We start from the raw sequence: 20,308 nt of genomic DNA, 5'->3' as shown, positions 1-20,308 counted from the left end.
CCATGACAAAAGTCCTGGTCAGCGGGGCGACCGGCACGATCGGCCGCCCGCTGGTGAACCAACTTGAGAACGCGGGCGCCGACGTCCGCACGGTGACGAGAGCGCTGACCGACCCGGTCGCGCTGAAGGCGGCTCTCGACGGTGTCGACGCGGTGTTTCTGCTGTGGCCGTTCGCCTCGGCCGAGGGTGCCCGCGAGGTGCTGGAGCTGATCGGAGCGCGGCGGGTGGTCTACCTGTCCTCGGCCGCCGCGCGCCCGCACGAGGTCGAGATCGAGCGCCTGATCGCCGGCACCGCCCGGGAGTGGACGGTGCTGCGGCCGCACGCGTTCGCGGCCAACACCTTGCGGTGGGCCGAGCAGGTCCGCGCGGGCGTCGTGCGGCAGCCGTCCGGCGACGCGGCCTTCTCCCCCATCCACGAGCGGGACATCGCAGCCGTCGCGGTGCGCGCGCTGCTCGGCGAAGGGCACCACGGCGCGGTCTACACGCTGACCGGACCCCGGCCGCTGACCCAGCGGGAGCAGGCGCGGGCGATCGGCCGGCCGGTGCGCTGGGAGGAGGAGCCTCCAGAGGAGGCCAGGCGACGGCTGCTCGGGCTGGGATGGCCCGCACCGGCCGTCGACGGGATGCTGCGCAGTATGGCCGAGCCGGGCCCCACCACCCGGACCGTGGAGGAGGTCACCGGGGCGCCCGCGAGCGCGTTCGGGACGTGGGCGAGCGAGCACGCCGCGGACTTCCTCGGCACCATGAGGGCCGCCCGCATCCACGAGTACGGCGACGCCTCGGTGATCTCCCTGGACGAGGTGCCGGTGCCGAAGCCCGGGCCGGGCGAGGTGCTCATCAGGGTGGCCGCCACGTCGTTCAACCCGTCGGAGGTCGGCCTGCGGATGGGCCTGCTGCAGGACGTGCTCGGTGTCACGCTGCCGCACACGCTCGGCTGGGACGTCGCGGGCACCGTGGTCACCGGGGCGGGTGACTTCGCCCCCGGCGACCGGGTGTTCGGGCTCATCGACGGGGCGGCGGCCGAGTACGCGGTCGCGACGGCGAGCGCGCTGGCCGGGGCACCGGAGCGGATTCCGCTGGCGGACGCGGCCGCGGTGCCGGTGGCCGGGCTCACCGCGTGGCAGGCGGTCTTCGAGCATGCCCGCGTCGGCCGCGGCACCCGGGTGCTGATCAACGGGGCCGGCGGCGGCGTCGGGCTGTTCGCCGTGCAACTGGCCAAGCACGCGGGCGCGTACGTGGTGGCGACCGCCGGCCCGCGCAGTGCCGCTGCCGTGCGGGCGCTGGGCGCCGACGAGGTCGTCGACTACACCAGCGCTCCCCTGCCGGGCGGCAACGACGTGCTGATCAACCTGGTGGCCGACGTACCCGCCTCGGTGACGCGGCTGGCCAAGGAGTTCGTCTCGATCACCCAGCCGATCGAGCATCCGCGCGCCGTCCGGTTCGTGGCCCGCAACGACCCGGGCCAGCTGGCCGAGCTCGCGGCGCTGATCGACAAGGGCGTGGTCCACGTCACGGCGGACGTTCGCCCGCTGGAGTCCCTGGCAGACCTGCACCGGGCCGCCGAGCGCGGCCTTGTTCGGGGAAAGGTCGTCCTGAACGTGGAGGCGTGATCAAGAGCCGAATTCGGCCGCCCTGCAGCCGTCGACGGTGGCGACGCGGTCCGGCCCGCCCGGCTCGCCGTGCCTTCCCCTGACGCCACCCCCGCCGTCCCTCGGCGGGCTGGGCGGAGATCGTACAGTCAGCCGACCACCATACGGTCCGCATCGTTCACTTGTCGTTTGTCCGATTCCGAAATGGTGCCCTGCGTAGCCGGAGCGCGATCTCTGCTCCGGCGGAGAGAAAGGGCACCCCCATGGGTCACGGGCACCCCCACACCCACGACCACGAACACCACCACCATCACCACGACCACGACCACGACCACGGCGGCGACATCTCGCCCGCCGCCGACATGGCCATCCCGGACCAGGAGCTGGCGCCGGGCGACCTGTCCCGGCGCCAGATGTTCCGCCGCGCCGGACTCCTGGGCGCCGGGCTCACCGCCGCCGGCGTCCTCGGCGCCGTGACCCCGGCCGCCGCGGCCGCGGCCCGCTCGGCCGGCGGTCCCGAGAAGCAGGACGGCTTCCTCTGGCTCGCGGGCGACCACCACATCCACACCCAGTACAGCTCCGACGGCGTGTACAAGGTCATCGACCAGGTACGGCACGCCAACGCGTACGGGCTGGACTGGATGGTCGTCACCGACCACGGCAGCGTGGCGCACGCGAAGATCGGCGTGGAGAAGGTCAACCCGGACATCGTCGCCGCCCGGCAGGCCGTCAAGGACACCCTCGTCTTCCAGGGCCTGGAGTGGAACATCCCGGCCGCCGAGCACGGCACCGTCTTCGTCGCGCCGGGCAAGGGCGAGGTGGCCACGCTCAAGGAGTTCGAGAACACCTTCGACGGCGTGGTCAAGGGCGCGACCTCCGGAACCCCGCAGAACGAGGCCCTCGCCATCGCGGGCCTGAACTTCCTGGCCGACGCCGTCAAGCGGCGCCGCGTCCCCGACGCGCTGTTCCTCGCGAACCACCCCGCACGCAAGGGCATCGACTCGCCGCACGAGATCCGCGGCTGGCGCGACGCCCAGCCGGACATCGCCGTGGGCATGGAGGGCGCGCCCGGCCACCAGGCGGCGGGCATCGCCAAGCCGAACGGCCCGGGGGCCGGCCGCGGCTACTACGACAACGGCCCCAGCGCCGACTCGTTCCCCGGCTACCCGGCCGAGAGCTACAAGACTTTCGGCGGCTTCGACTGGATGACCGCGACGGTCGGCGGCCTGTGGGACAGTCTGCTCGCCGAGGGCAAGCCCTGGTGGATCACCGCCAACTCCGACTCGCACACGGTCTACGGCGACACCACCGACCGCGGCCCCGGCAGCGACTTCAACACCAACGGCAGGTACGAGGACCCGATCTACAAGGGCGTGCCGAACCTGTCCAACGGCGACTTCTGGCCCGGCTACTACAGCCGCACCCATGTGGGGGCGACGAACTTCTCCTACGCCGCCGTCATGGAGGGCATCCGGCAGGGCCGGATCTGGGTCGACCACGGCGGCCTGATCAGCGGCCTGGTCGTGCGCGCCCGCGCGCAGGGCAACCACGGCGTCACCCTCGGAGACACCCTGTTCGTGCGCAACGGCGCGAAGACCGAGGTGTCCATCCAGATCACCCTGGCGAACACCCCGAACTGGGCGCAGTTCGTGCCGACCCTGGCCCGGGTCGACGTGATCCAGGGCGACGTGACCGGCCCGGTGTCGGACAAGGACGCGTTCACCACGCCGAACACGAAGGTCGTGCAGTCGTTCGAGGTCGGCAAGAACAGCGGCACCGTCACGTTCACCTACCAGGTGGGCGCCGTCGACCGGCCCATCTACGTGCGGCTGCGCGGCACCGACGGTAAGCGCTCCGCCGCCGGCCTGCTCGGCTCGTCCGTCGACCCGAACGGCCCCCAGATCGACGTCTTCGGCGACGCCGACCCGTGGAACGACCTGTGGTTCTACACCAACCCGATCTGGATCGTGCCGCGCCGATGATCCTGGGAACCGACTCGGGATCACGTACGGTCGCCGAGGCCGAGCGCCTTCTCCACTCCGTGGTGGAGGCGCTCGGCCTGCCGTCCGGCGTGATCGGCTGCACGCACTTCGTCAGGACCGGGGCGCTCCCCCATGTGGCGTGCTCGGTCACCCTGGAGGGAGACGCCGACCTGTCCCTCCTGCCCGAGGGCGTCTCGGCCGCGCTGGGCGAGCACCGTACCGGCCCGGACGCGGACGGCGCGGCGCTGGCCGCGGCCGAGCACGCGGCCGGACGGTCGGGCAGGATCGTCCTCTTCCCGGGCCGGGACGAGCTGACCGGCACGCTGGCCGTCGGCGAGATCCTCGCCCGCTCGGCCGTCGAGCGGGTGGTCGTCCTCGCCCAGGTGGAGGACCCGGACGCGGACACGGCCGTGGTCACCAACGACCACGTGCGGCCGGAGTGGCGCGACGGTGTGCTGACGCTGGTCACCATGCCCGCGTCCGGTGGGCGCCTGACTCCGGCCGAGATCCCCAATCCCACGCCCTGCTGCGCCGACCACGCCTGAGCGGCCGGCCCTGCCGAGCAAGATCCTGGCGTTCTGGCACGCCCACAACGGCGTCGCTTTGTCCGCAGGGCCTACTGAGGCCGGACGTTGTGGTTGCGGGCGAACAGATTGCCGGGGTCGTACTGACGCTTGACCGCTGCGAGCCGCTCGTAGGTCTGCCTCGGATAGATCGCGGCGACATCCTCCTCGGTGGCAGAAGCGAGGAAGTTGGCGTAGGCGCCGTTGATATGAGGTGCGAGTCTCACCCAGATCGCTTCGAGAGCCGGACGCGCGGCCTCGACGACCGGCCGCGGACCCGCGACGGTGGTCACGAACATCAGCTCCGCCCGGCGATGCGCATAGGCGGTGGCATCGTCGGGAACGCGGGACACCGCACCGCCGACGCTGCGAACGGCGATGAGCGGCGACCCTGTCGATGCCCCGACCTCGGCAAGGATCCGAATGACCTCGGCCACCGATTCCTTGCCGGCAAAGGCGCTTCGGGTGACGAGCTGGATGCCCGGCGGCGGGGTGAGGCCGTCCACCAGCGTGTCGCCATAGGGTTTCAGCGCGACATTGTCGTCGATCACCGTGCCGAGCCTGCGGATCGGGTCGATGGCCTGCGCCGCGAGCTCCGGGTCATCGCCGTCGAAGGTGACCTGGATCTCGACCGGCGCCTCGGGCCCGCCGGCGAAGGGATTGGCGAAGCTCACGATGGAGGTGAGCTCTTCGGGCGCGACGCGGAGGTAGTCCGCCCACCCCTGGAGCACGACGGCCGCCTCCGACGCCGGGAAGGCGATCCTGCCGTAGAAGACGTCCGTCGTCAGGTGTGCCACGAACTCGAACGCGGTCACGATCCCGAAATTGCCGCCGCCGCCGCGGATCGCCCAGAACAGCTCCGGGTTCTCCTCCGCGCTCGCCCGCACGACCTCTCCGCCGGCCGTGACCACCTCTGCGGCGACCACGTTGTCCAACGCGAGGCCGTACTTCCTGACCTTCCAGCCGATGCCACCGGTCAACGTCAGCCCACCGACACCGACGTCCTTGGTGTCACCCGAGGAGATCGCCAGTCCATGCGGGGCGAGGGTGGCCGCGACCTGACCCCAGGTGGCGCCGCCGCCGATCCGGACGAGGTGACGTTCCTTGTCGACGACCTCGACGTCGGCGAGCGTGCTGAGGTCGATCACGACGCCGTCGTCGTTGGTGCCGAAGCCCGGAAAGCTGTGGCCGCCGCCTCGCACGGACAGCACAAGCCCTGTGCCGGCGGCGAACCTGACCCCTGCTCGCACGTCCGCGACACTCTTGGGCCGGAGAACATAGGCCGGGCTGCCCGAGGCCAGTACCGCGCGGCCGGCCGACGCGTACTCCGCCGCGCCCGGTTCGATGATGTCGCCGCCGAAGCCACGGTGAAGAATTTCAAGCGCTGAGCTCATGACGTTCCTTCCACACAGAAGAGCGCCGCGTGGATCGTTGGCGCGGCGTCCTGACGACCAAGAGATCCCGGCGACCGGATCTTTGTGACAGCGCGTCATATGTGACATGCGTCACTCATCGTGGGTGTCACAAAGCGGAGGGGCCCGGGATCGTATGCATGGCACGGTCGCGGACGAACAGACAGGAACCAGCAATGAGCGAACACAGCGAGCAACCGACGGACACGGCCGGGCCCCTCGCTTGCGGCACCCGCATGGACCCCGCCGTGGACCCCGCCGTCGACTCGGCCACCGAGGCGTTCCTCGCCCACCGCAACCTGCTGTTCACGGTCGCCTACGAGATGCTCGGCTCGGCCGCCGACGCCGAGGACGTCCTGCAGGAGACCTGGCTGCGGTGGGCGGGCGTCGACCTCGGCACAGTGCGGGATCAGCGCGCGTACCTGATCCGGATCGCCACCCGCCAGGCGCTGAAACGGCTGCGTACGCTCGGCCGGCGCAAGGAGTCCTACGTCGGCCCCTGGCTGCCCGAGCCGCTGCTGACCGCGCCGGACGTCGCCGAGGACATCGAGCTGGCCGACAGCATCTCGATGGCGATGCTGCTGGTACTGGAGACGCTCACGCCGACCGAGCGGGCCGTGTTCGTGCTGCGCGAGGTGTTCGACCTGGCCTACGAGGAGATCGCCGAAGCCGTCGACAAGAGCCCGGCCGCGGTCCGCCAGATCGCCCACCGGGCACGGTCACACGTCGCCGCCCGCCAGCCGCGCGGGACCGCCTCCGCGGTCCAGACCCGCGACGCGCTCGAGGCGTTCCAGAGCGCGGTCGAAACGGGTGATCTGCAACGCCTGCTCGACATCCTCGCGCCGGACGTCGTCCTCGTGGCAGACGGCGGCGGCCTCAAGCAGGCCGCGCTGGTGCCCATCGTGGGGGCCGACCAGGTGGCCCACCTACTGGGCAGGATCGCGCCGGCGTCGCTGGAGCCGGCGCAGGTCAACGGCCACCCGGCACTGATCTTCCGGCGCGACGGCGGCCTCGACACCGTCATGGCGGTGCGCATCGACGACGGCCTCATCACGGGGCTCTACGCCGTGCGTAATCCAGAGAAGCTGTCGCACATGGAGCGGGAGACCACGGTGAGCCGCTGATCGGTTGTCCGGTCGTGTCGTTGTGCCAGATTGCGGCGGTCAGTGCCAGGACCCGGGTCAGCGGAAGAACGGGGCAGTGGCGTTGACCGCGCAGATCCGCTCGAACTGCTCTCTGGTCACGTGCTCGATGCCGGGCTCGTCGTTGAGGATGCCCGCGTTGTCGACCAGGATGTCCAGCCCGTAGGCGCACGCGTCGAAGGCCGCCCACAGGCGTTCGGCGCCACCGGGCGTACCCAGTTGTGCCTGCAGAGCGAAGGCGAGCCCGCCTGCCGTCTCGATCGCGGCCACGGTTTCGTTGGCGGCCTGCTCGTTTGTGCCGTAGTGGACGGCGACGCGGGCGCCGTCGCGAGCCAGGCGCCGCGACGGCCCGGCCGATTCCCCTGCTCGCGCCGGTGACGAGGGCGGTCTTGCCGTGCAGAGTGTTCATTGCGCCTCCTGCTGCGTCAGATGGAGATGAGGTGGACGGGAGTCACCCGCCGATGGTGTGCGACGACGTCGAACCACCCGCCGAACGATCCGCCGGACAGGTGTTCTGTGGAGTCCTGAGCGGGGCCGATCAGCCGGGTTCTGGCCGGCTCCTCCAGCCAGGCGCGCACCGGTTCGGGCCCAGGCGTACGCAGGTCGAGCAGGAACGCGTCCAGGCCGGCGGCGCTCAACGGCGTCTCGGCGAAATCCGCCGGCGGGCTGGGCACCGGCATGGGCAGCGCGCCGTACTCGAAGGTCAGGCCGATGGACAGGTACCCGGCCCCGAAGCGCTCGCGCAGGTGGCCCCCGAGATGGCCGGGGGACTGGATCGTGTGGGCGACGCCGCCCCAATAGACGATCTTGTCTCCTGAGCGTTCGCGCCACCGGATCACATCGTCGGCCAGGCGCTCTTCCAGGTCCGCGCGGGTCGGCGGAGCCTGTCTGGACGGCTCGGGCAGCCCGGCGAAGCGGACCGGGTCGTGCGGGTGCCGCTCGTTGTGGGCGCGCATCCAGGTGACGACGCCGAGGATCTCCTCCGTGCGCAAGAACGGCCGCGCCCGTGCCAGCAGCGCCCGCGGATCGCCGTGTCCGGTCCGTACGTAGGCGCCCAGCCCGACACGTTCCGGATCGTCACCTTCGAGAGCGAGGGAGCGGAATCCCCGTTCCTCGACGAGAAATCGCAGCATCCGGTGGGCGACAGCCGACAGTTCGTGTGCCTGGCGCGTCGAAGCGCCCACAGCCACGATGGCGGCGTCGGCGGCCATGTTCCTTAGCGGCCCCAGGTCGTCGAGCGGGGCCTGGGGATCCAGTGTGGTCAGTGGATGGGCGTGGCGCTTGATCCACTCAGATGTGGTCTCGTTCACAGCAGCCTTCTCTTCCGGTGTCTGGGGACGGGCCGTGACGTGGTCGCAGGGGCGAGCCTTCATGCGGAGTAGGGTCGGGCCGCCCTGCCCTCGCGCAAGGTCCGCGCCCACCAGTCGAGCCGGTCGAGCATGATCTTGGCGGCGATACGCGCGTCCGGGTCGGTCGGCGTGCCGTCCGCGTCGAACTGGGCCCAGGCGTGCTGAAAGCTGACGGTGTCGCGGATGGTGACCGCGTGCAGTTCGGCGAAGACCAGTCGAAGCTGCTCGACCGCGCGCAGGCCGCCGGAGACGGCGCCATAGCTGACAAAGGCGATCGGCTTGGTGTGCCACTGCCGGTTGTGCCAGTCGACGGCGTTCTTCAGAGAGGCGGGAAAGCTGTGGTTGTACTCGGGGGTGACCACAACGAACGCCTCGGCCCGTTCCAGGCGAGGGGTCAGCGTTGCCAGGGCCTGGGCCGCGGCGGGCGTGGGCGTGCCACCGAAGTCCGGCAGCACCATGGGCAGGTCGATCCCGGCCAGGTCGATGACGTCGACGATCCAGTCGCCGCGCTCGCGGGCTTGGCCCGCGATCCAGGCGGCGACGGTCGGGCCGAGCCGGCCGTCCCGTACGCTGCCGACGATCACTGCAAGTTGGAGCGGCTCTTCGGGCACGGCAGTCTCTCCACTGGTCACGAAGGGATAGGCGGCGTCCTTGGGCGCCCTGGCCGAACCAGCCTCGTTGTTAAACCAAGGTTCAAGTCAAGCTAGGTTGGCCGGTATGCCGGATTCCGACGCGATCGTCGCGGAGCTGACCATCGGGGAGCTGTCCGAGCGCAGCGGTGTGCCCGCCTCCGCCCTGCGCTTCTACGAGCGCAAGGGGCTCATCGCCAGCCGCCGTACCGTCGGCAACCAGCGCCGATATCACCGCAGTACGCTGCGCAGGCTCGCGTTCATCCGCGCCTCTCAACGCGTCGGCATACCTCTGTCGGTGATCGAGGGCGTCCTGGAGTACGTCCCGCACCACGTCTCGCCCACCCGAGAGCTGTGGTTGAAGGCGTCGGAGTGCTGGGGCGAGGCGATCAATACCCGCATCACCACGCTGGAGCGCATGCGCGACCAGTTCGCTGAGTGCGTCGGCTGCGGCTGCCTGTCCTTCGACCAGTGCCAGTTGGTCAACCGCGATGGCAGGCTCGCCGGGCCAGGTGTGCCCCCTCTCCTTGACCCTTGACAAGGGGCGCGCCCGGCCGCCAGGCGGCGGGCATCGCCAAGCCGAACGGACCGGGATCCGGCCGCGGCTACTACGACAACGGCAGGTACGAGGACCCGGTCTGCAAGGGCGTCGCCTAAACGCCGTCTCCGGCGGGGTCGGCTAGTGGCTGTCCGTGGCGAGGCGGACGGCCAGGGCGGCGAAGATCGTGCCGGAGACGCGGTGCAGCCATTTCTGCACGGCGGGATGCCGGCGGACGAAGTCGCCGAGGCGCCCCGCCAGAAGTCCGGCCGACGCGTCGACCGCCAGGCCGACGACGATGAACAGCGCCCCGAGCACGAAGAACTGCGCCATCACGCTGCCCCGGGCCGGGTCGACGAACTGCGGGAAGAACGCCAGGTAGAACGCGATCACCTTGGGGTTGGCGAGGTTGGTCAGCAGCGCTCTCGCGTAGATGCGGCCCCACGACGTCCTGTGCGCGCTCTGCCCGAACGGTTCCGGCCTACGCGCCGACCGAAACGACGCCACGGCAAGGCAGATCAGGTAGACGGCGCCGAGCACCCGCACGATGTCGAAGACCACCGGGAAGGCCCGCATCAGCGCGCCGAAGCCCAGCGCGGCCGCCGTCGTGTGGACGGCCAGGCCCGTCGACATGCCGAGCGCCGCCAGCACCCCCGCGCGCGGTCCGGACGTCAGCCCTGTCGCGGCGATGAAGAGCATGTCGGCGCCCGGAACCAGGGAGATGACCAGCGCGGCCAGGCAGAACGTCAACGCGACGGCGGGATCGAGGAGCACAGGTGGAACCTACCGTAGAGGCCGAACCGGCCCGCCGAGGGCCGATTCCGGCCCTGACGGACAGGCCGTTCCTAACGCCCCGGAGAGGAAAGATCCGCCGCTCGCGAACACGCCGAGCCGAAATGGCGCGACGCTGTACTTTCCGCCGTATGACGATCCTTGACGAAATCGCGTACGACCAGGCCGGGCCGCGTGGGGCCGAAGCCGTGGTGCTGGTCCACGCGGCGGTGGCCGACCGCCGGATGTGGGAGCACCAGTTCCGCGCCCTGTCGGAACGCTATCGGGTGATCCGCTACGACTGGCGCGGACACGGCGAGTCCGCGGACGCCCCCGGCGAAGTGTGCCATCACGAGGATCTCCTGGCCGTGATGGACGCGCTCGGGGTGGAACGGGCGGCGCTGGTCGGGTGCTCGATGGGAGGCGCGTACGCGACCGAGGCCGCGCTCGTCGCGCCCGGCAGGGTGGCGGCGCTGGCGTTGATCTGTTCGGGGCTCGCGGGACACACATGGCCGCCCGAGATGCTGGCGCAGGCCCGCGAACGGGTGCGCAGCTCGGTGCCAGAAGAGCGACTGGCCCGCTACTTGCAGGGGAACGCCGAGGAGGTGGATCCCGCGGACGTGCGGGCCATGGCCGACGCCCACACACTCTGGCAGGTGGCGGGACCGGACCGCGGCCGGGACGCGCTCTCCGACGAGGTGTGGGAGGCGGCGACGGAGATGTGCCGCCTGGTGTTCCAGAGGTCCTGGACCGGGCCCCATGGCACCGAACGCCTGCTGTCCCCGCCTGCGGCCGGGCGATTGCACGAGATCGCGGCGACCACGCTCGTGATCAACGGCTTGGCGGATGTGCCGGGGATCCAAGAGGTGTCGGACCTGCTGGCCAAGGGCATCCCCGGCGCCCGCGTCGTCGACCTGCCCGAGACGGGCCACCTGCCGCCGCTGGAGCGGCCCGAGGAGGTGACGGCGGCGTTGACGGCCTTCCTGCCGGACGCCTTCGCCGCCTGATCTCCTCTTCACCCCCGCTACGGCTGGTCTGGCTCCCGCAGGAAGTCCTGGATGATCCGGGTCGTCTCCGCCGGGCGCTCCAGGTTCGGCAGGTGTCCGGCCCACTCCAGCTCGACCAGGCGCGCGTGTGGCAGGGTCGCGGCGAGGTGGCGGGCCGAGTGCTGGAAGTAGGGCAGGTCGTGGCCTCCGCCCACCACGAGGGCGGGGGCCCGTACGGCGGCCAGGTCGATCCGGCCGCGGATCCGCTCGGGCTCCGGGTCGGCCGCGAGCTGCACCTTGTACGCCTCGTGCTGCATCTCGGCGAGCCGGGCGCGGGTCGCGTCGTCGGCGTCGGGGCCGAGCCAGGTCCGCGCGTTGAGCTCCGCCGCGCCCACGAGGTCGCCGGCTTCGACCAGGCGCATCTCCTCAGCGCCGAACTCCTCGACGTCGGGCGTCGCGGGCAGGTCGCATTTGGCGTTGAGCAGCACCAACCGGGAGACCAGGCCGGGACGCGCGGTGGCCAGTTCGAGCGCCACCTGACCGCCGTGCGAGGAGCCGACCACGGCGACCCGCTCAAGGCCGAGGTCGTCGAGCAGCCGGGCGACGTCCCCGTCGTCGGAATAGGGGTCGTCCGCGGCCCACGGGCTGCGGCCGTACCCTCGGAAGTCCAGCCGGATCACGCGGAACGACGCGGTCAGCGCCTCCCACTGCGGGTCCCACATGCGGGCGTCCGCCGTGCTGGAATGCAGCAGCAGCACCGGGTCGCCCGCTCCCCCGGCCTCGTGCCAAACACCGGTCAAAATCGCCTCACGGCTCCTCTGTCACGCGTCGAAAAGTCGCCCAATGGTGCCGGTGCGGCCCGCCGTTCCGCAAGCGTTTTTCGTCCCGATTTCAGGCGATGTCAGGCGCGGTACATCGCGGAGAGCTCGGCGACCGTCTCGGCCATCAGATCGCGCAGCGCGGCCGGTTCCAGCACCTCGACAGCGGCGCCGAGCCGCAGGAGCTGCCAGCGCGCGTGCCGCAGGGACTCGATCGGCAGCTTCACCCGCGTCCAGCCGTCGTCCTCGGCGTCACCGAGGCGCAGCGCCTCGCCGGCCACGTCCCCGAAGGTGTAGCAGAAGAGCCCGATGGCCTCGGGCGCCACCCGCACGACGGCGTCGGCGGTGTACATGCGGGCGGCGAACTCGACGGAGAACCGCCGCCAGAACGCGACCAGGTCGAAGTCGGCCGGCCTCTCGAACCACTCGTCCAGGATGTCCACGTCGATGATGCGGCTGACGCGGTAGGTGCGCACGCTGTCGCCGCAGGCGGCGGCCAGGTACCAGGAGCCGCCCTTCAGCACCAGGCCGTACGGGTGGACCAGCCGCTCCACCTCCTGCGGGCCCCAGCGCTGGTAGCGCAGCCGCAGCATCCGCTGGTCCCATACCGCCCGGGAGACCTCGGAGAGGAACGGGACGTCGTCACCGGCCCGATACCAGCCGGGCACGTCCAGGTGGAAGCGCTCGCGCATGCGGGCGGCCTGGGAGCGAGGGCCGGGAGGCAGCGCCGCGAGCAGCTTCAACTCGGCCGTCGCGGCCACCTCCGCCAACCCGAGCTCGGCGGCCGGCCCGGGCAGCGCGGCGAGGAACAGCGACGAGGCCTCCTCGCTGCTCAGCCCGTTCACCTTGGTGCGGTATCCGTCCAGGAGCCGGTAGCCGCCGGCCGGACCGCGGTCGGCGTAGACCGGCACACCGGCCGCCGAGAGTGCCTCGACGTCGCGGTAGACGGTACGGACCGAGACTTCCAGCTCGGCGGACAGCTCGGGGGCGGTCATCCGGCCGCGGGTCTGCAGGAGGAGAAGGAGGGACAGCAACCTGCTGGCGCGCATGCGCCCATCCTGCCACCTTTACAGCGTAGATTTATTTGATCGGCGAACAGTCGGCATGTTCAAATGAACGTATGGAAAGTTCGGATCGGATCAGGGCGATCATGAACGCGCTGCGGGCCGCCGACAGCGTCTCGGTCGCGGAGCTGGCCGCCGCGCACGGCGTCTCGGAGATGACCATCCGCAGGGACCTGGACGAGCTGGCCCAGCAGGGCGTCGTCCGGCGGGTCCGCGGCGGCGCGCTCAGCCTGCTGCTGCGGGGTGAGGAGCCGCCCTTCGGCGTACGCGCGCGCGAGGCGGTCGAGGCCAAGCGGCGCATCGCCGCCGAGGTCGCCGCGCTCCTGTCCGACGGTGAGGCGGTGCTGCTCGACAGCGGCACGACCCTGCTGGAGGTGGCCAGGGCCGTACGCGACCGCCGCCTCACCGTGCTCCCGCTCGGCCTCCAGGCGGCGCAGGAGCTCGCCGCCGCCCCGCGGATCCGCCTCGTCCTCCCCGGCGGCGAGGTGCGGCAGGGCGAGCTGAACTTCGTCGGCCCGCTCACCGAGGCGTCGATCGGGGCGCTGCGGTTCGACACCGCCGTGATCGGGTGCTGCGGGCTGTCCGCCGAGCACGGGCTGACCGCGCACGACCTGCCCGAAGTAGCGATCAAGCAGGCGGCCATCGCCTCGGCGCGCCGGGTCGTGGCGGCGTGCGACTCGGGCAAGTTCGGTCGTACCGCCTTCGGCGCCGTCTGTCCGCTGGACCGGCTCGACGTCGTCGTCACCGACGAGGGCGTCCCCCGCGAACAGCACGACGCCCTCGCCGCGGCCGGCGTCGTCGTCCGCGTCGCCGCCCCCTGAGGTCGTCCTCTCCCGCCCCCTCTCCCCCTCGGAGCGTCCCATGGTCTTTCCCGCCCTCGACCGGCCGGCCCTGCTGCGCGCGCGGCTCGCCGTATACGGGTTCTTCCTGCTCGCCGGGCTCACCTTCGGCACCTGGACGGCCCGCATCCCCGCCGTCAAGGCGCGCCTCGCCCTGTCCGACGGCGAACTGAGCCTCGGCCTTCTCGGCATCGCGGCCGGCGCGATCACCGGCATGCAGGTGGTCGGCCGGCTCATCGACCGGTTCGGCAGCCGCCGCGTCGCGATCCCGACCGCGGTCGTGCAGGGAGTCGTCCTCGTGCTGCCCGCCTACGTGCCGAACCTGCCCGCGCTCGCCGCCGCGCTGTTCGTCTTCGGCCTGACGCACGGCAGCCTCGACGTCGCCATGAACGCCAACGCCGTCGTCGTCGAGCGCGCGTACGGCAGGACGTTGATGGGGTCGTTCCACGCGGTGTACAGCATCGGCGGGTTCCTCGGCGCCGCGCTCGGCGGGCTGTTCGCGCACGCGTCCGTCGACGCGGGCCCGACGTTCCTGTCCGCCGGGCTGCTGATCGTCGTGCTCGCGGCGGTGTCGTCCCGGTGGGCCATGCGCGACACCGCCGAAGCCTCCGAGGGTCCGGCCGCGGCGGCGCAGCCGGCCGTAGGGTTGCCGCGCGGCGTGCTGTTCCTCGGCGTGCTCGCGTTCTGCTGCCTGGTCGGCGAGGGCGCCGCGGGCGACTGGAGCTCGGTCTACCTGGTGGAATCCCTGGGCTCGGCCCCCGCGACGGGGGCCGTCGCCTACGCCGCGTTCGCCGTCATGATGACCACGGGGCGGTTCGCCGGAGACCGCCTGGCCGCGCTGCTCGGGCCGGTGCGGCTGGTGCGCTGCTGCGGGATCCTCGCGGCGGCGGGCCTCACGCTCGCGGTGCTCGGCGGAACGCAGGTCACGGGCGTGCTCGGATTCGGGCTGTTCGGGGCGGGTCTGTCGTGCACCATCCCGCAGGTCTTCTCCGCCGCCGGGCACCGCGACCCGGCCCAGGCCGGCCGCGCGCTGGCCCGGGTGGCGAGCCTCGGGTACGCCGGGCTCCTCGCCGGTCCGGTCCTGATCGGCGGCGCCTCCGAGCTGTCCACGCTCCGCCACGCCCTGCTCATCCCCGTGATCCTGGCGCTGTTCGTGGCGGTGACGGCGTCCGCGCTGCGCTCGCCTCGCGCTGCCCACATGTCCGGCGCCGCCGCCCCGGCCCTGGGCGACACACCCTCCTGAGGTGCTGCGGCGGCGCCCTCAGCGGGCGAAGAGCTGCTCGTAGCCGAGCTTGAGGACCAGCGCGGCGACCACGCAGAGCAGGACGACCCGGACGAAGCCGGAGCCCCGGCGGAGCGCCATGCGCGCGCCGAGCTGGGCTCCGGCGATGCTGCAGACGGCCATGCCGAGCCCGAGCCCCCAGAGCACGTGCCCCTGCCAGGCGAAGACGATCAGGGCGCCCAGGTTCGTACTGGTGTTGAGGATCTTCGCGGTCGCCGAGGCGTTCACGAAGTCCATCCCGAGGACCGAGGTGAACGCGATGAGCAGGAACGTGCCCGTCCCCGGACCGAGGATCCCGTCGTAGAACGCGATCACGATGCCCGCGAGGGCGATGGCGGCGGCCAGCCGGGTCTGGGTGCGCAGGTGGGGCTGCGGGGCGAGGCCGAACGCCGGCCGGAGCGTCACGAAGGCCGCCACCCCGAGCAGCACCACGAGGACCAGCGGTTTGAGCACACCGGCTTCCAGCATCGCGGCCGAGGCCGCCCCGAGACCTGCGAAGCCGATCGCCAGCACACCGGCCGGCACGGCCACCGCCCGGTCAAACTTGGTGTTCCGCGCGTACGCGACCGCGGCGGACGCGGTGCCGAAGATGGAGGCGGACTTGTTCGTCGCCATCGCCTGCACCGGGGACAACCCCGCCAGCAGGAGCGCCGGGAGCTGGAGCAGCCCTCCCCCGCCGACGACCGCGTCCACCCAGCCCGCGGCCAGCGCCGCCACGAGCAGGACGACGACCTCTCCCGCCGCCATGCGGCTCCCCTCCCCCTTGACGATCTCTTGACCGTCCGAGGCTATCGGCCCCCGTACGGGACGGCCGGGGCCGGGCGGTCACTCGCGGTTGGCCCGGACGAGCGCGACCAGCGCGGGCGGCAGCACGGCCGCCCATCCGTAGTGGACGACCTCCCAGTTCGCCTCCTCGGGATACAGCCACGGCCAGTACGGCCCGCGCAGCACCAGGGTCACCGAGAACACCGCCAGCAGGGCGCCCATCCCGGCGAGCGCGGCCGCCTTCCCCTGGTGCGCCCGCCCGGCCACCGAGGCCGCCAGCAGTCCGAGCGTGACGCACACCGCGGCCTCCACCGCCATCCCGGCCACCCTGAGCGATCCGCCCTCGGCCAGCCGGGCCGAGGCGACCGCGCAGGCCGCGCTCCAGGACGCCCCCGCGGCCAGTCCCCCGTACGCGCAGCGCACCCACTGGCGCAGCGCCCGGGGCGTCGGGGTCGCGGCCGTGCTCGCGGTCATCTCGTCGATCACCGCGAACCCGGCGGCCGCGCCCAGCATCACCCCCGTCATCCTGAGCAGCGTGAAGGCGGTCCCGGAGCCCAGTGGGGAGCCGGCGTCGATCAGCGCGGCCATGAGCACGGCGGCCGCTCCGGTGGCCGCGAGCGGGATCCAGTCGATCGCCCGCGCGATCGGCCTGAGCAGGTGGATCAGGAGCACGGCTGCCCCACCGGCGGCTCGGCGGCGAACTCGGGCCGCAGGCCGAGCAGCGGCAGCGCCTGCTCGACCGTCGTGCCGGGTTTCACCAGGGTGTCCCAATGCGCCCAGATCCGCTGCTTGGCGTCGGGCGCGGCGAGCAGCCTGCGGGCGTATCCCAGCTCGGCCGTGCCGTACCGGATCGCGCCCAGCGGCGACCGCTCCTCGGCGAAGACGGAGGAGCCGATCTGGACCTGCCGGTCCCGGGGCGGGGCCGGGGGTACGGCCTGGCCGAGCAGCCAGAGCGCGACGACCGCCCGGCTCTGGCCCCGCGCGTCGCAGCCCGTCCGTTCCTGCGGCAGCAGGCCGGTCACCGAGCGGACGATCCCCGAGGCGAGCACCGCGCGGTAGGCGTCCTCGGCGCCGGCCCGTCCCCACACCATGAACGTGAACTTCGCGACGGAGGGCTCCTCGTCGCCGTCCACGTGCCACCAGCTGTCGGTGAGCTGCCCGACCATCGGGAAACGCCCGCGTTCGGCCGGCGGCAGCGCCCGCATCACGGGGTCCACCGCCGACACCCATTCAGGGATCCAGGCCGCGTAGTCGCGGTAGGCGCAGTACGTGACCGGGCCGTGCTTCTCGCACCTGCGCGCGCCGGGGCCGAAGAACCGCTCCCGCACCTGGGCGCCCATGAGGGCGAAGGAGGCCTCCGGCCCCTTCAGCTGAGCGGTGTTCATCTCTGCGCCGGGAGCCGCGGCGGTGGCGGCCGTCCCCGTGGTCACCGTGACCGCGGCGGCGGCGCCGGCCGCGGCCAGTCGCGGCCACGTCCTCCCGTGCCGGAGCAGCGCCAGGGCCGCGAAGAGCGCGACGGCGGCCACCAGATAGACGACGTGCTCGGCGGAGGGCCGTGGCGGCCAGTCGGGCCGGTGGAAGAGCACGACCGGCAGGAACCAGCCCCCGTAACCGCTCTGCTGGCCGTTCAGCCAGGTGAAGGCGCCGATCAGGAACACGGCCAGGGGGACCGCGACCGGCCGGGGAGCCCACCGGCCGAGCAGCGCGCCGAGCGCGGCGGCGAAGGGCACGGCCAGCACGCCGCCGATCGCCTCGAAGGGGTCGAACACCCCGGCCACCGGCCCCATCGCCTGCCGCGCCAGCAGGTAGGCGGCCATGACCGCCGAGGCAAGCCCGGTTCCGACCGTCACCGACGCCGCCAGCGCCGCCGCGGTCCGCCGCACCGCCCGGCCGGGCACGGCGGCGAGGGTCTCGCCCATGCCGCCGCGGACGTCCCGGGAGATCGCGAGGTGGGCCGACAGCATCATCGCGGCGGCCAGGAGCAGCAGCGCGCCCGACGTGCCGACCGGCTCGACGCTCATGTCGGGCAGCAGCTCCCAGGTCGCGGCCAGCCGCAGTCCCAGGCAGAGCGCGGCGGCGGCCCACGGGATCGGGCTGCGGGCCAGCCTGCGGACCTCGGCCAGGAACAACGCCCGGGTCACGAGGCCTCCCGCTCGCTCGAACCGCCCAGCAGCAGCAGATAGCCGTCCTCGATGCCGGGATCGGCCGGGTCGCCGGCCGGGGGGCGGGCTCCGAGCGTGCGGTACCGGCCGTCGGCCGTCCGCCAGAAGAGGCCCTCCTCGGTGGGCGGGCGGTCCGACAGCCAGACACGCCCGGCCGCGACGGCCCCCAGGCCTTTCGGCGTCCCCTGGAACACCGCCGCGCCGTCCTTCATCACGATCACGCGCTCGCACAGGGCGGCCACGTCCTCGGTCTGGTGGGTGGACAGGAGCACGGTACGGCTCTCGCCCAGGCGGGACGCCAGGGCGCGGAACCGCATCCGCTGCTCGGGGTCCAGCCCCACGGTGGGTTCGTCCAGGATGAGGAGTTCCGGGTCGCCGAGCAGCGCCTGGGCCAGCGCGAGCCGCTGCCGCATGCCGCCGGAGAGCCTGCGTACCTTCGTCCGTGCCCGGTCGGCGAGATCGACCTCGCCGAGCACCCGGCGCACCTCGCGGTGGCGCGTGACGCGGTCGGTCAGCTCCTTCAGGATCGCGACGTACTCCACCAGCTCGAAAACCGTGAAGTGCGGATAGAAACCGGGGTCCTGCGGGAGGTAGCCGAGCCGCCGGCGCAGCGCGACGCGCTCGCCGGAGTCCGCCGGGTCCAGCCCGAGCGCCCGGACCTCGCCGCCGTCAGGGGCGAGCGTCGTCGCCAGACAGCGCAGCAGGGTGGTCTTGCCCGCGCCGTTGGGGCCCAGGAGGCCGGTCACCCCCCGGCCGAGCTCCAGCGTGACGCCGTCGAGCACCACCCTGCGGCCGTATCGCTTGGCCAGGTCTCGTACGGTCACGGCCACTGTGGCCGGGGGTGCGGTCATCGGGTTTCTCCGGGGTCCAGGCGGGCGCGCCGCAGGTAGACGAGGGCGAGGAGCGCCGGCGCCGCCAGCGCGTACAGCGCCTGCGCGCCGGGTGAGAAGGCCAGCAGCAGGTCGCCGGCGAGCAGGGGCCCCGCGGCCACCGCGCCGGACCAGCCGGCGGCGAGCGCGGCCACCGACACCGGCGGCGCGAAGCGGGTCGAGAGGGCCAGCGCGGCCGCGGTCAGCGCCAGGGCGGGCAGCAGCCAGGCGGCGGCGAGCCCCGGAGGGCCGGGCAGCAGCGGCGTCGCCGCGCCGGTCAGCGCGACCGCGCAGCACAGCACCGCGAGCGCGCGCAGCAGCAGCGCCCGCCACCCCGCCAACGGGGTCGCGGCCTGCAGCTCGTACGCGGGATCGACGTGCCGGCCGTACGCCGCCGCGATGCCGGCGAGCGGCAGGAGCGGCGCCGCCACCAGGAAGGGGATCAGGGCGTCCGCCGCGCCCGCCCCGTCCTGGGCCGAGAACCGGGCCGCCGCCACGGCGAAGCCGAGCACGCCGGCCATCGCGGCGAGCCAGCCCCGGGCGAGCGCCGGGGTCGCGGCGAGGAACACGGCCACATGCTCGGGGACCCCGAACCGGCACAGGAGGCGCGCGGCGAGGCGCGGCCGGGGCCGGTCGACCAGGTCCTCGATCCGTTCCCAGCTCGCCGTGAGCCATTCCTCCTCGTACGGCACCGCCGCCCGGCAGGCGGGGCAGCGCGCGAGGTGGCTTTCCACGGACATCGTGAGGACCGGGTCGAGACGCCCCCGCGCGTAGCGTTCGACGAGGTCGCGGGGCGGGTGCCAGGTCATGCGAGATACCCCCTGAGCCGGGCCTTGGCCCGCATGACGCGGGTCTTGACGGTGCCCTCGGGGATCCCGAGGAGGCGGGCGGCCTCCTTCACGGTGAGGCCGTCGAGAACGGTGGCCTGAATGGCGGCGCGCAACTCGGGCGAGAGCCGGGCGACGGCGGTGCCGAGGTCGCCGTGCTCGACACCGACCAGGACGGCGTCCTCGGCGGACTCGGTGACCAGGCGCGCCTCGTCGTACGGGGTGGCGGGCGGAGCCGCGGCGGTCGCGCGCAGCGTGGAGATCAGGCGGCGGATCGCGATCGTCCAGATCCACGCGGCCACCTCGCCCTCGCCCGCGCGGTAGCGGTGGGCGCCGCGCCAGACGGCGACGAAGGTGTCCTGGATCGCGTCGTCCACCGTGTCGGGATCGGCGCAGCGGCGGGTGAGCCGTACGCGGATCCAGGGGGCGTGCCGCTGGTGCAGCAGGCGCAGCGCCTCCGTCCTGCCGGCGGCCACGGCGGCAAGCAGCTCCGCGTCGTCGCCGGCGGGGCCGATCGGAGGAGGCTCTCTCCGCCGGGCGAGGAATCTGTACACACCTGATCTATCGCGACATCCGCCGCAGGCGGTTCCCTTGGGGCCGGAAAAGGCTAGAAGATCGGTTCTCTATGCCGCCCCGGAGCCGCCGGGCACAACCACAACGCTTCGCCGTCAACGACGTCCGGATTCAGCGGATGCGTATCCAGGGCACGCGGGCAGCGTCT

The 20,308-nt window shown here is 72.6% G+C and carries 22 protein-coding genes; 9 read left to right on the top strand and 13 right to left on the bottom strand.

Annotated elements, in window-relative coordinates; translation table 11 throughout:
* Window positions 1-2 precede the first annotated feature (2 nt).
* The 3 genes from ACQP1V_RS20490 (at window position 3) to ACQP1V_RS20480 (ending at window position 4,116) form a co-directional block, all read left to right on the top strand.
* Window positions 3-1,610 carry an alcohol dehydrogenase catalytic domain-containing protein gene (locus ACQP1V_RS20490; RefSeq protein WP_433425344.1) on the top strand — a complete coding sequence of 536 codons (1,608 nt, stop codon included), beginning with the start codon at window positions 3-5 and terminating at the stop codon, window positions 1,608-1,610.
* Window positions 1,611-1,852: 242 nt separating this feature from the next.
* Window positions 1,853-3,571, top strand: coding sequence for a PHP domain-containing protein (locus ACQP1V_RS20485; protein WP_433425342.1), 1,719 nt, complete (start codon window positions 1,853-1,855; stop codon window positions 3,569-3,571).
* Entirely contained in the window at window positions 3,568-4,116 is a 549-nt protein-coding gene (locus tag ACQP1V_RS20480) for a hypothetical protein (RefSeq protein WP_433425340.1), read from the top strand. Before ACQP1V_RS20485 ends, ACQP1V_RS20480 begins: the two co-directional genes overlap by 4 nt.
* Before the next feature lie 71 nt (window positions 4,117-4,187).
* Here ACQP1V_RS20480 and ACQP1V_RS20475 read toward each other — a convergent pair whose 3' ends face one another.
* Window positions 4,188-5,528: an FAD-binding oxidoreductase gene (locus ACQP1V_RS20475; protein WP_433425338.1), complete on the bottom strand. Its 1,341-nt coding sequence runs from the start codon at window positions 5,526-5,528 to the stop codon at window positions 4,188-4,190.
* A gap of 254 nt (window positions 5,529-5,782) precedes the next feature.
* Here ACQP1V_RS20475 and ACQP1V_RS20470 point away from each other — a divergent pair, with 254 nt between their 5' ends.
* Window positions 5,783-6,670, top strand: a complete 888-nt coding sequence (locus ACQP1V_RS20470; protein WP_433425898.1) for an RNA polymerase sigma-70 factor — start codon at window positions 5,783-5,785, stop codon at window positions 6,668-6,670.
* A gap of 57 nt (window positions 6,671-6,727) precedes the next feature.
* On the opposite strand, the gene ACQP1V_RS20465 is transcribed toward ACQP1V_RS20470, so the two are convergent.
* From ACQP1V_RS20465 to ACQP1V_RS20455, 3 genes are all read right to left on the bottom strand, one after another.
* Window positions 6,728-7,024 (bottom strand): SDR family NAD(P)-dependent oxidoreductase, encoded by a 297-nt coding sequence (locus ACQP1V_RS20465; RefSeq protein ID WP_433425896.1) that lies wholly within the window; start codon window positions 7,022-7,024, stop codon window positions 6,728-6,730.
* An 89-nt stretch (window positions 7,025-7,113) separates the two neighbouring features.
* Window positions 7,114-7,998, bottom strand: coding sequence for an erythromycin esterase family protein (locus ACQP1V_RS20460; RefSeq protein WP_433425336.1), 885 nt, complete (start codon window positions 7,996-7,998; stop codon window positions 7,114-7,116).
* 59 nt (window positions 7,999-8,057) lie between these two features.
* Window positions 8,058-8,648: an NADPH-dependent FMN reductase gene (locus tag ACQP1V_RS20455; protein WP_433425334.1), complete on the bottom strand. Its 591-nt coding sequence runs from the start codon at window positions 8,646-8,648 to the stop codon at window positions 8,058-8,060.
* 106 nt (window positions 8,649-8,754) lie between these two features.
* Here ACQP1V_RS20455 and soxR point away from each other — a divergent pair, with 106 nt between their 5' ends.
* Both soxR and ACQP1V_RS20445 read left to right on the top strand, forming a co-directional pair.
* A complete protein-coding gene (soxR, locus tag ACQP1V_RS20450; RefSeq protein WP_433425332.1) occupies window positions 8,755-9,204 on the top strand; it encodes a redox-sensitive transcriptional activator SoxR in 450 nt (149 codons plus the stop codon).
* Complete coding sequence (locus tag ACQP1V_RS20445) at window positions 9,201-9,323, top strand: hypothetical protein (protein ID WP_433425330.1); 123 nt, start codon at window positions 9,201-9,203, stop codon at window positions 9,321-9,323. Before soxR ends, ACQP1V_RS20445 begins: the two co-directional genes overlap by 4 nt.
* A 22-nt stretch (window positions 9,324-9,345) precedes the next feature.
* On the opposite strand, the gene ACQP1V_RS20440 is transcribed toward ACQP1V_RS20445, so the two are convergent.
* Window positions 9,346-9,978 (bottom strand): LysE family translocator, encoded by a 633-nt coding sequence (locus tag ACQP1V_RS20440; RefSeq protein WP_433425328.1) that lies wholly within the window; start codon window positions 9,976-9,978, stop codon window positions 9,346-9,348.
* Window positions 9,979-10,127: 149 nt separating this feature from the next.
* On the opposite strand from ACQP1V_RS20440, the gene ACQP1V_RS20435 reads away from it, so the two are divergent.
* Entirely contained in the window at window positions 10,128-10,982 is an 855-nt protein-coding gene (locus ACQP1V_RS20435) for an alpha/beta fold hydrolase (protein WP_433425326.1), read from the top strand.
* A gap of 17 nt (window positions 10,983-10,999) precedes the next feature.
* Here the strand turns inward: ACQP1V_RS20435 and ACQP1V_RS20430 are convergent, their stop codons facing one another.
* Window positions 11,000-11,761, bottom strand: coding sequence for an alpha/beta fold hydrolase (locus ACQP1V_RS20430; protein WP_433425324.1), 762 nt, complete (start codon window positions 11,759-11,761; stop codon window positions 11,000-11,002).
* Window positions 11,762-11,862: 101 nt separating this feature from the next.
* Complete coding sequence (locus ACQP1V_RS20425; protein ID WP_433425322.1) at window positions 11,863-12,828, bottom strand: helix-turn-helix transcriptional regulator; 966 nt, start codon at window positions 12,826-12,828, stop codon at window positions 11,863-11,865.
* A 71-nt stretch (window positions 12,829-12,899) separates the two neighbouring features.
* Between ACQP1V_RS20425 and ACQP1V_RS20420 the strand changes: the two genes are divergently transcribed.
* Window positions 12,900-13,664 (top strand): DeoR/GlpR family DNA-binding transcription regulator, encoded by a 765-nt coding sequence (locus ACQP1V_RS20420; protein WP_433425320.1) that lies wholly within the window; start codon window positions 12,900-12,902, stop codon window positions 13,662-13,664.
* Window positions 13,665-13,704: 40 nt separating this feature from the next.
* Window positions 13,705-14,925 carry an MFS transporter gene (locus tag ACQP1V_RS20415; protein WP_387409356.1) on the top strand — a complete coding sequence of 407 codons (1,221 nt, stop codon included), beginning with the start codon at window positions 13,705-13,707 and terminating at the stop codon, window positions 14,923-14,925.
* An 18-nt stretch (window positions 14,926-14,943) separates the two neighbouring features.
* On the opposite strand, the gene ACQP1V_RS20410 is transcribed toward ACQP1V_RS20415, so the two are convergent.
* From ACQP1V_RS20410 to ACQP1V_RS20385, 6 genes are all read right to left on the bottom strand, one after another.
* On the bottom strand, window positions 14,944-15,711 hold the full coding sequence (locus ACQP1V_RS20410) for a sulfite exporter TauE/SafE family protein (protein WP_433425319.1): 768 nt from the start codon (window positions 15,709-15,711) through the stop codon (window positions 14,944-14,946).
* Window positions 15,712-15,789: 78 nt separating this feature from the next.
* Window positions 15,790-16,401, bottom strand: a complete 612-nt coding sequence (locus ACQP1V_RS20405) for a hypothetical protein (RefSeq protein WP_433425317.1) — start codon at window positions 16,399-16,401, stop codon at window positions 15,790-15,792.
* Window positions 16,392-17,870, bottom strand: a complete 1,479-nt coding sequence (locus ACQP1V_RS20400) for a hypothetical protein (protein ID WP_433425315.1) — start codon at window positions 17,868-17,870, stop codon at window positions 16,392-16,394. The genes ACQP1V_RS20405 and ACQP1V_RS20400 overlap by 10 nt, the downstream gene beginning before the upstream one ends.
* Window positions 17,867-18,742 carry an ABC transporter ATP-binding protein gene (locus tag ACQP1V_RS20395; RefSeq protein WP_433425313.1) on the bottom strand — a complete coding sequence of 292 codons (876 nt, stop codon included), beginning with the start codon at window positions 18,740-18,742 and terminating at the stop codon, window positions 17,867-17,869. The genes ACQP1V_RS20400 and ACQP1V_RS20395 overlap by 4 nt, the downstream gene beginning before the upstream one ends.
* Entirely contained in the window at window positions 18,739-19,569 is an 831-nt protein-coding gene (locus ACQP1V_RS20390; protein ID WP_433425311.1) for a zf-HC2 domain-containing protein, read from the bottom strand. Before ACQP1V_RS20390 ends, ACQP1V_RS20395 begins: the two co-directional genes overlap by 4 nt.
* A complete protein-coding gene (locus tag ACQP1V_RS20385; protein ID WP_433425309.1) occupies window positions 19,566-20,141 on the bottom strand; it encodes an RNA polymerase sigma factor in 576 nt (191 codons plus the stop codon). The genes ACQP1V_RS20390 and ACQP1V_RS20385 overlap by 4 nt, the downstream gene beginning before the upstream one ends.
* Window positions 20,142-20,308: the final 167 nt, after the last annotated feature.

This window comes from Microtetraspora malaysiensis, from assembly GCF_050947145.1.
Taxonomy (GTDB): domain Bacteria; phylum Actinomycetota; class Actinomycetes; order Streptosporangiales; family Streptosporangiaceae; genus Microtetraspora_A; species Microtetraspora_A malaysiensis.
This window is presented reverse-complemented; position numbering and strand designations above follow the sequence as displayed.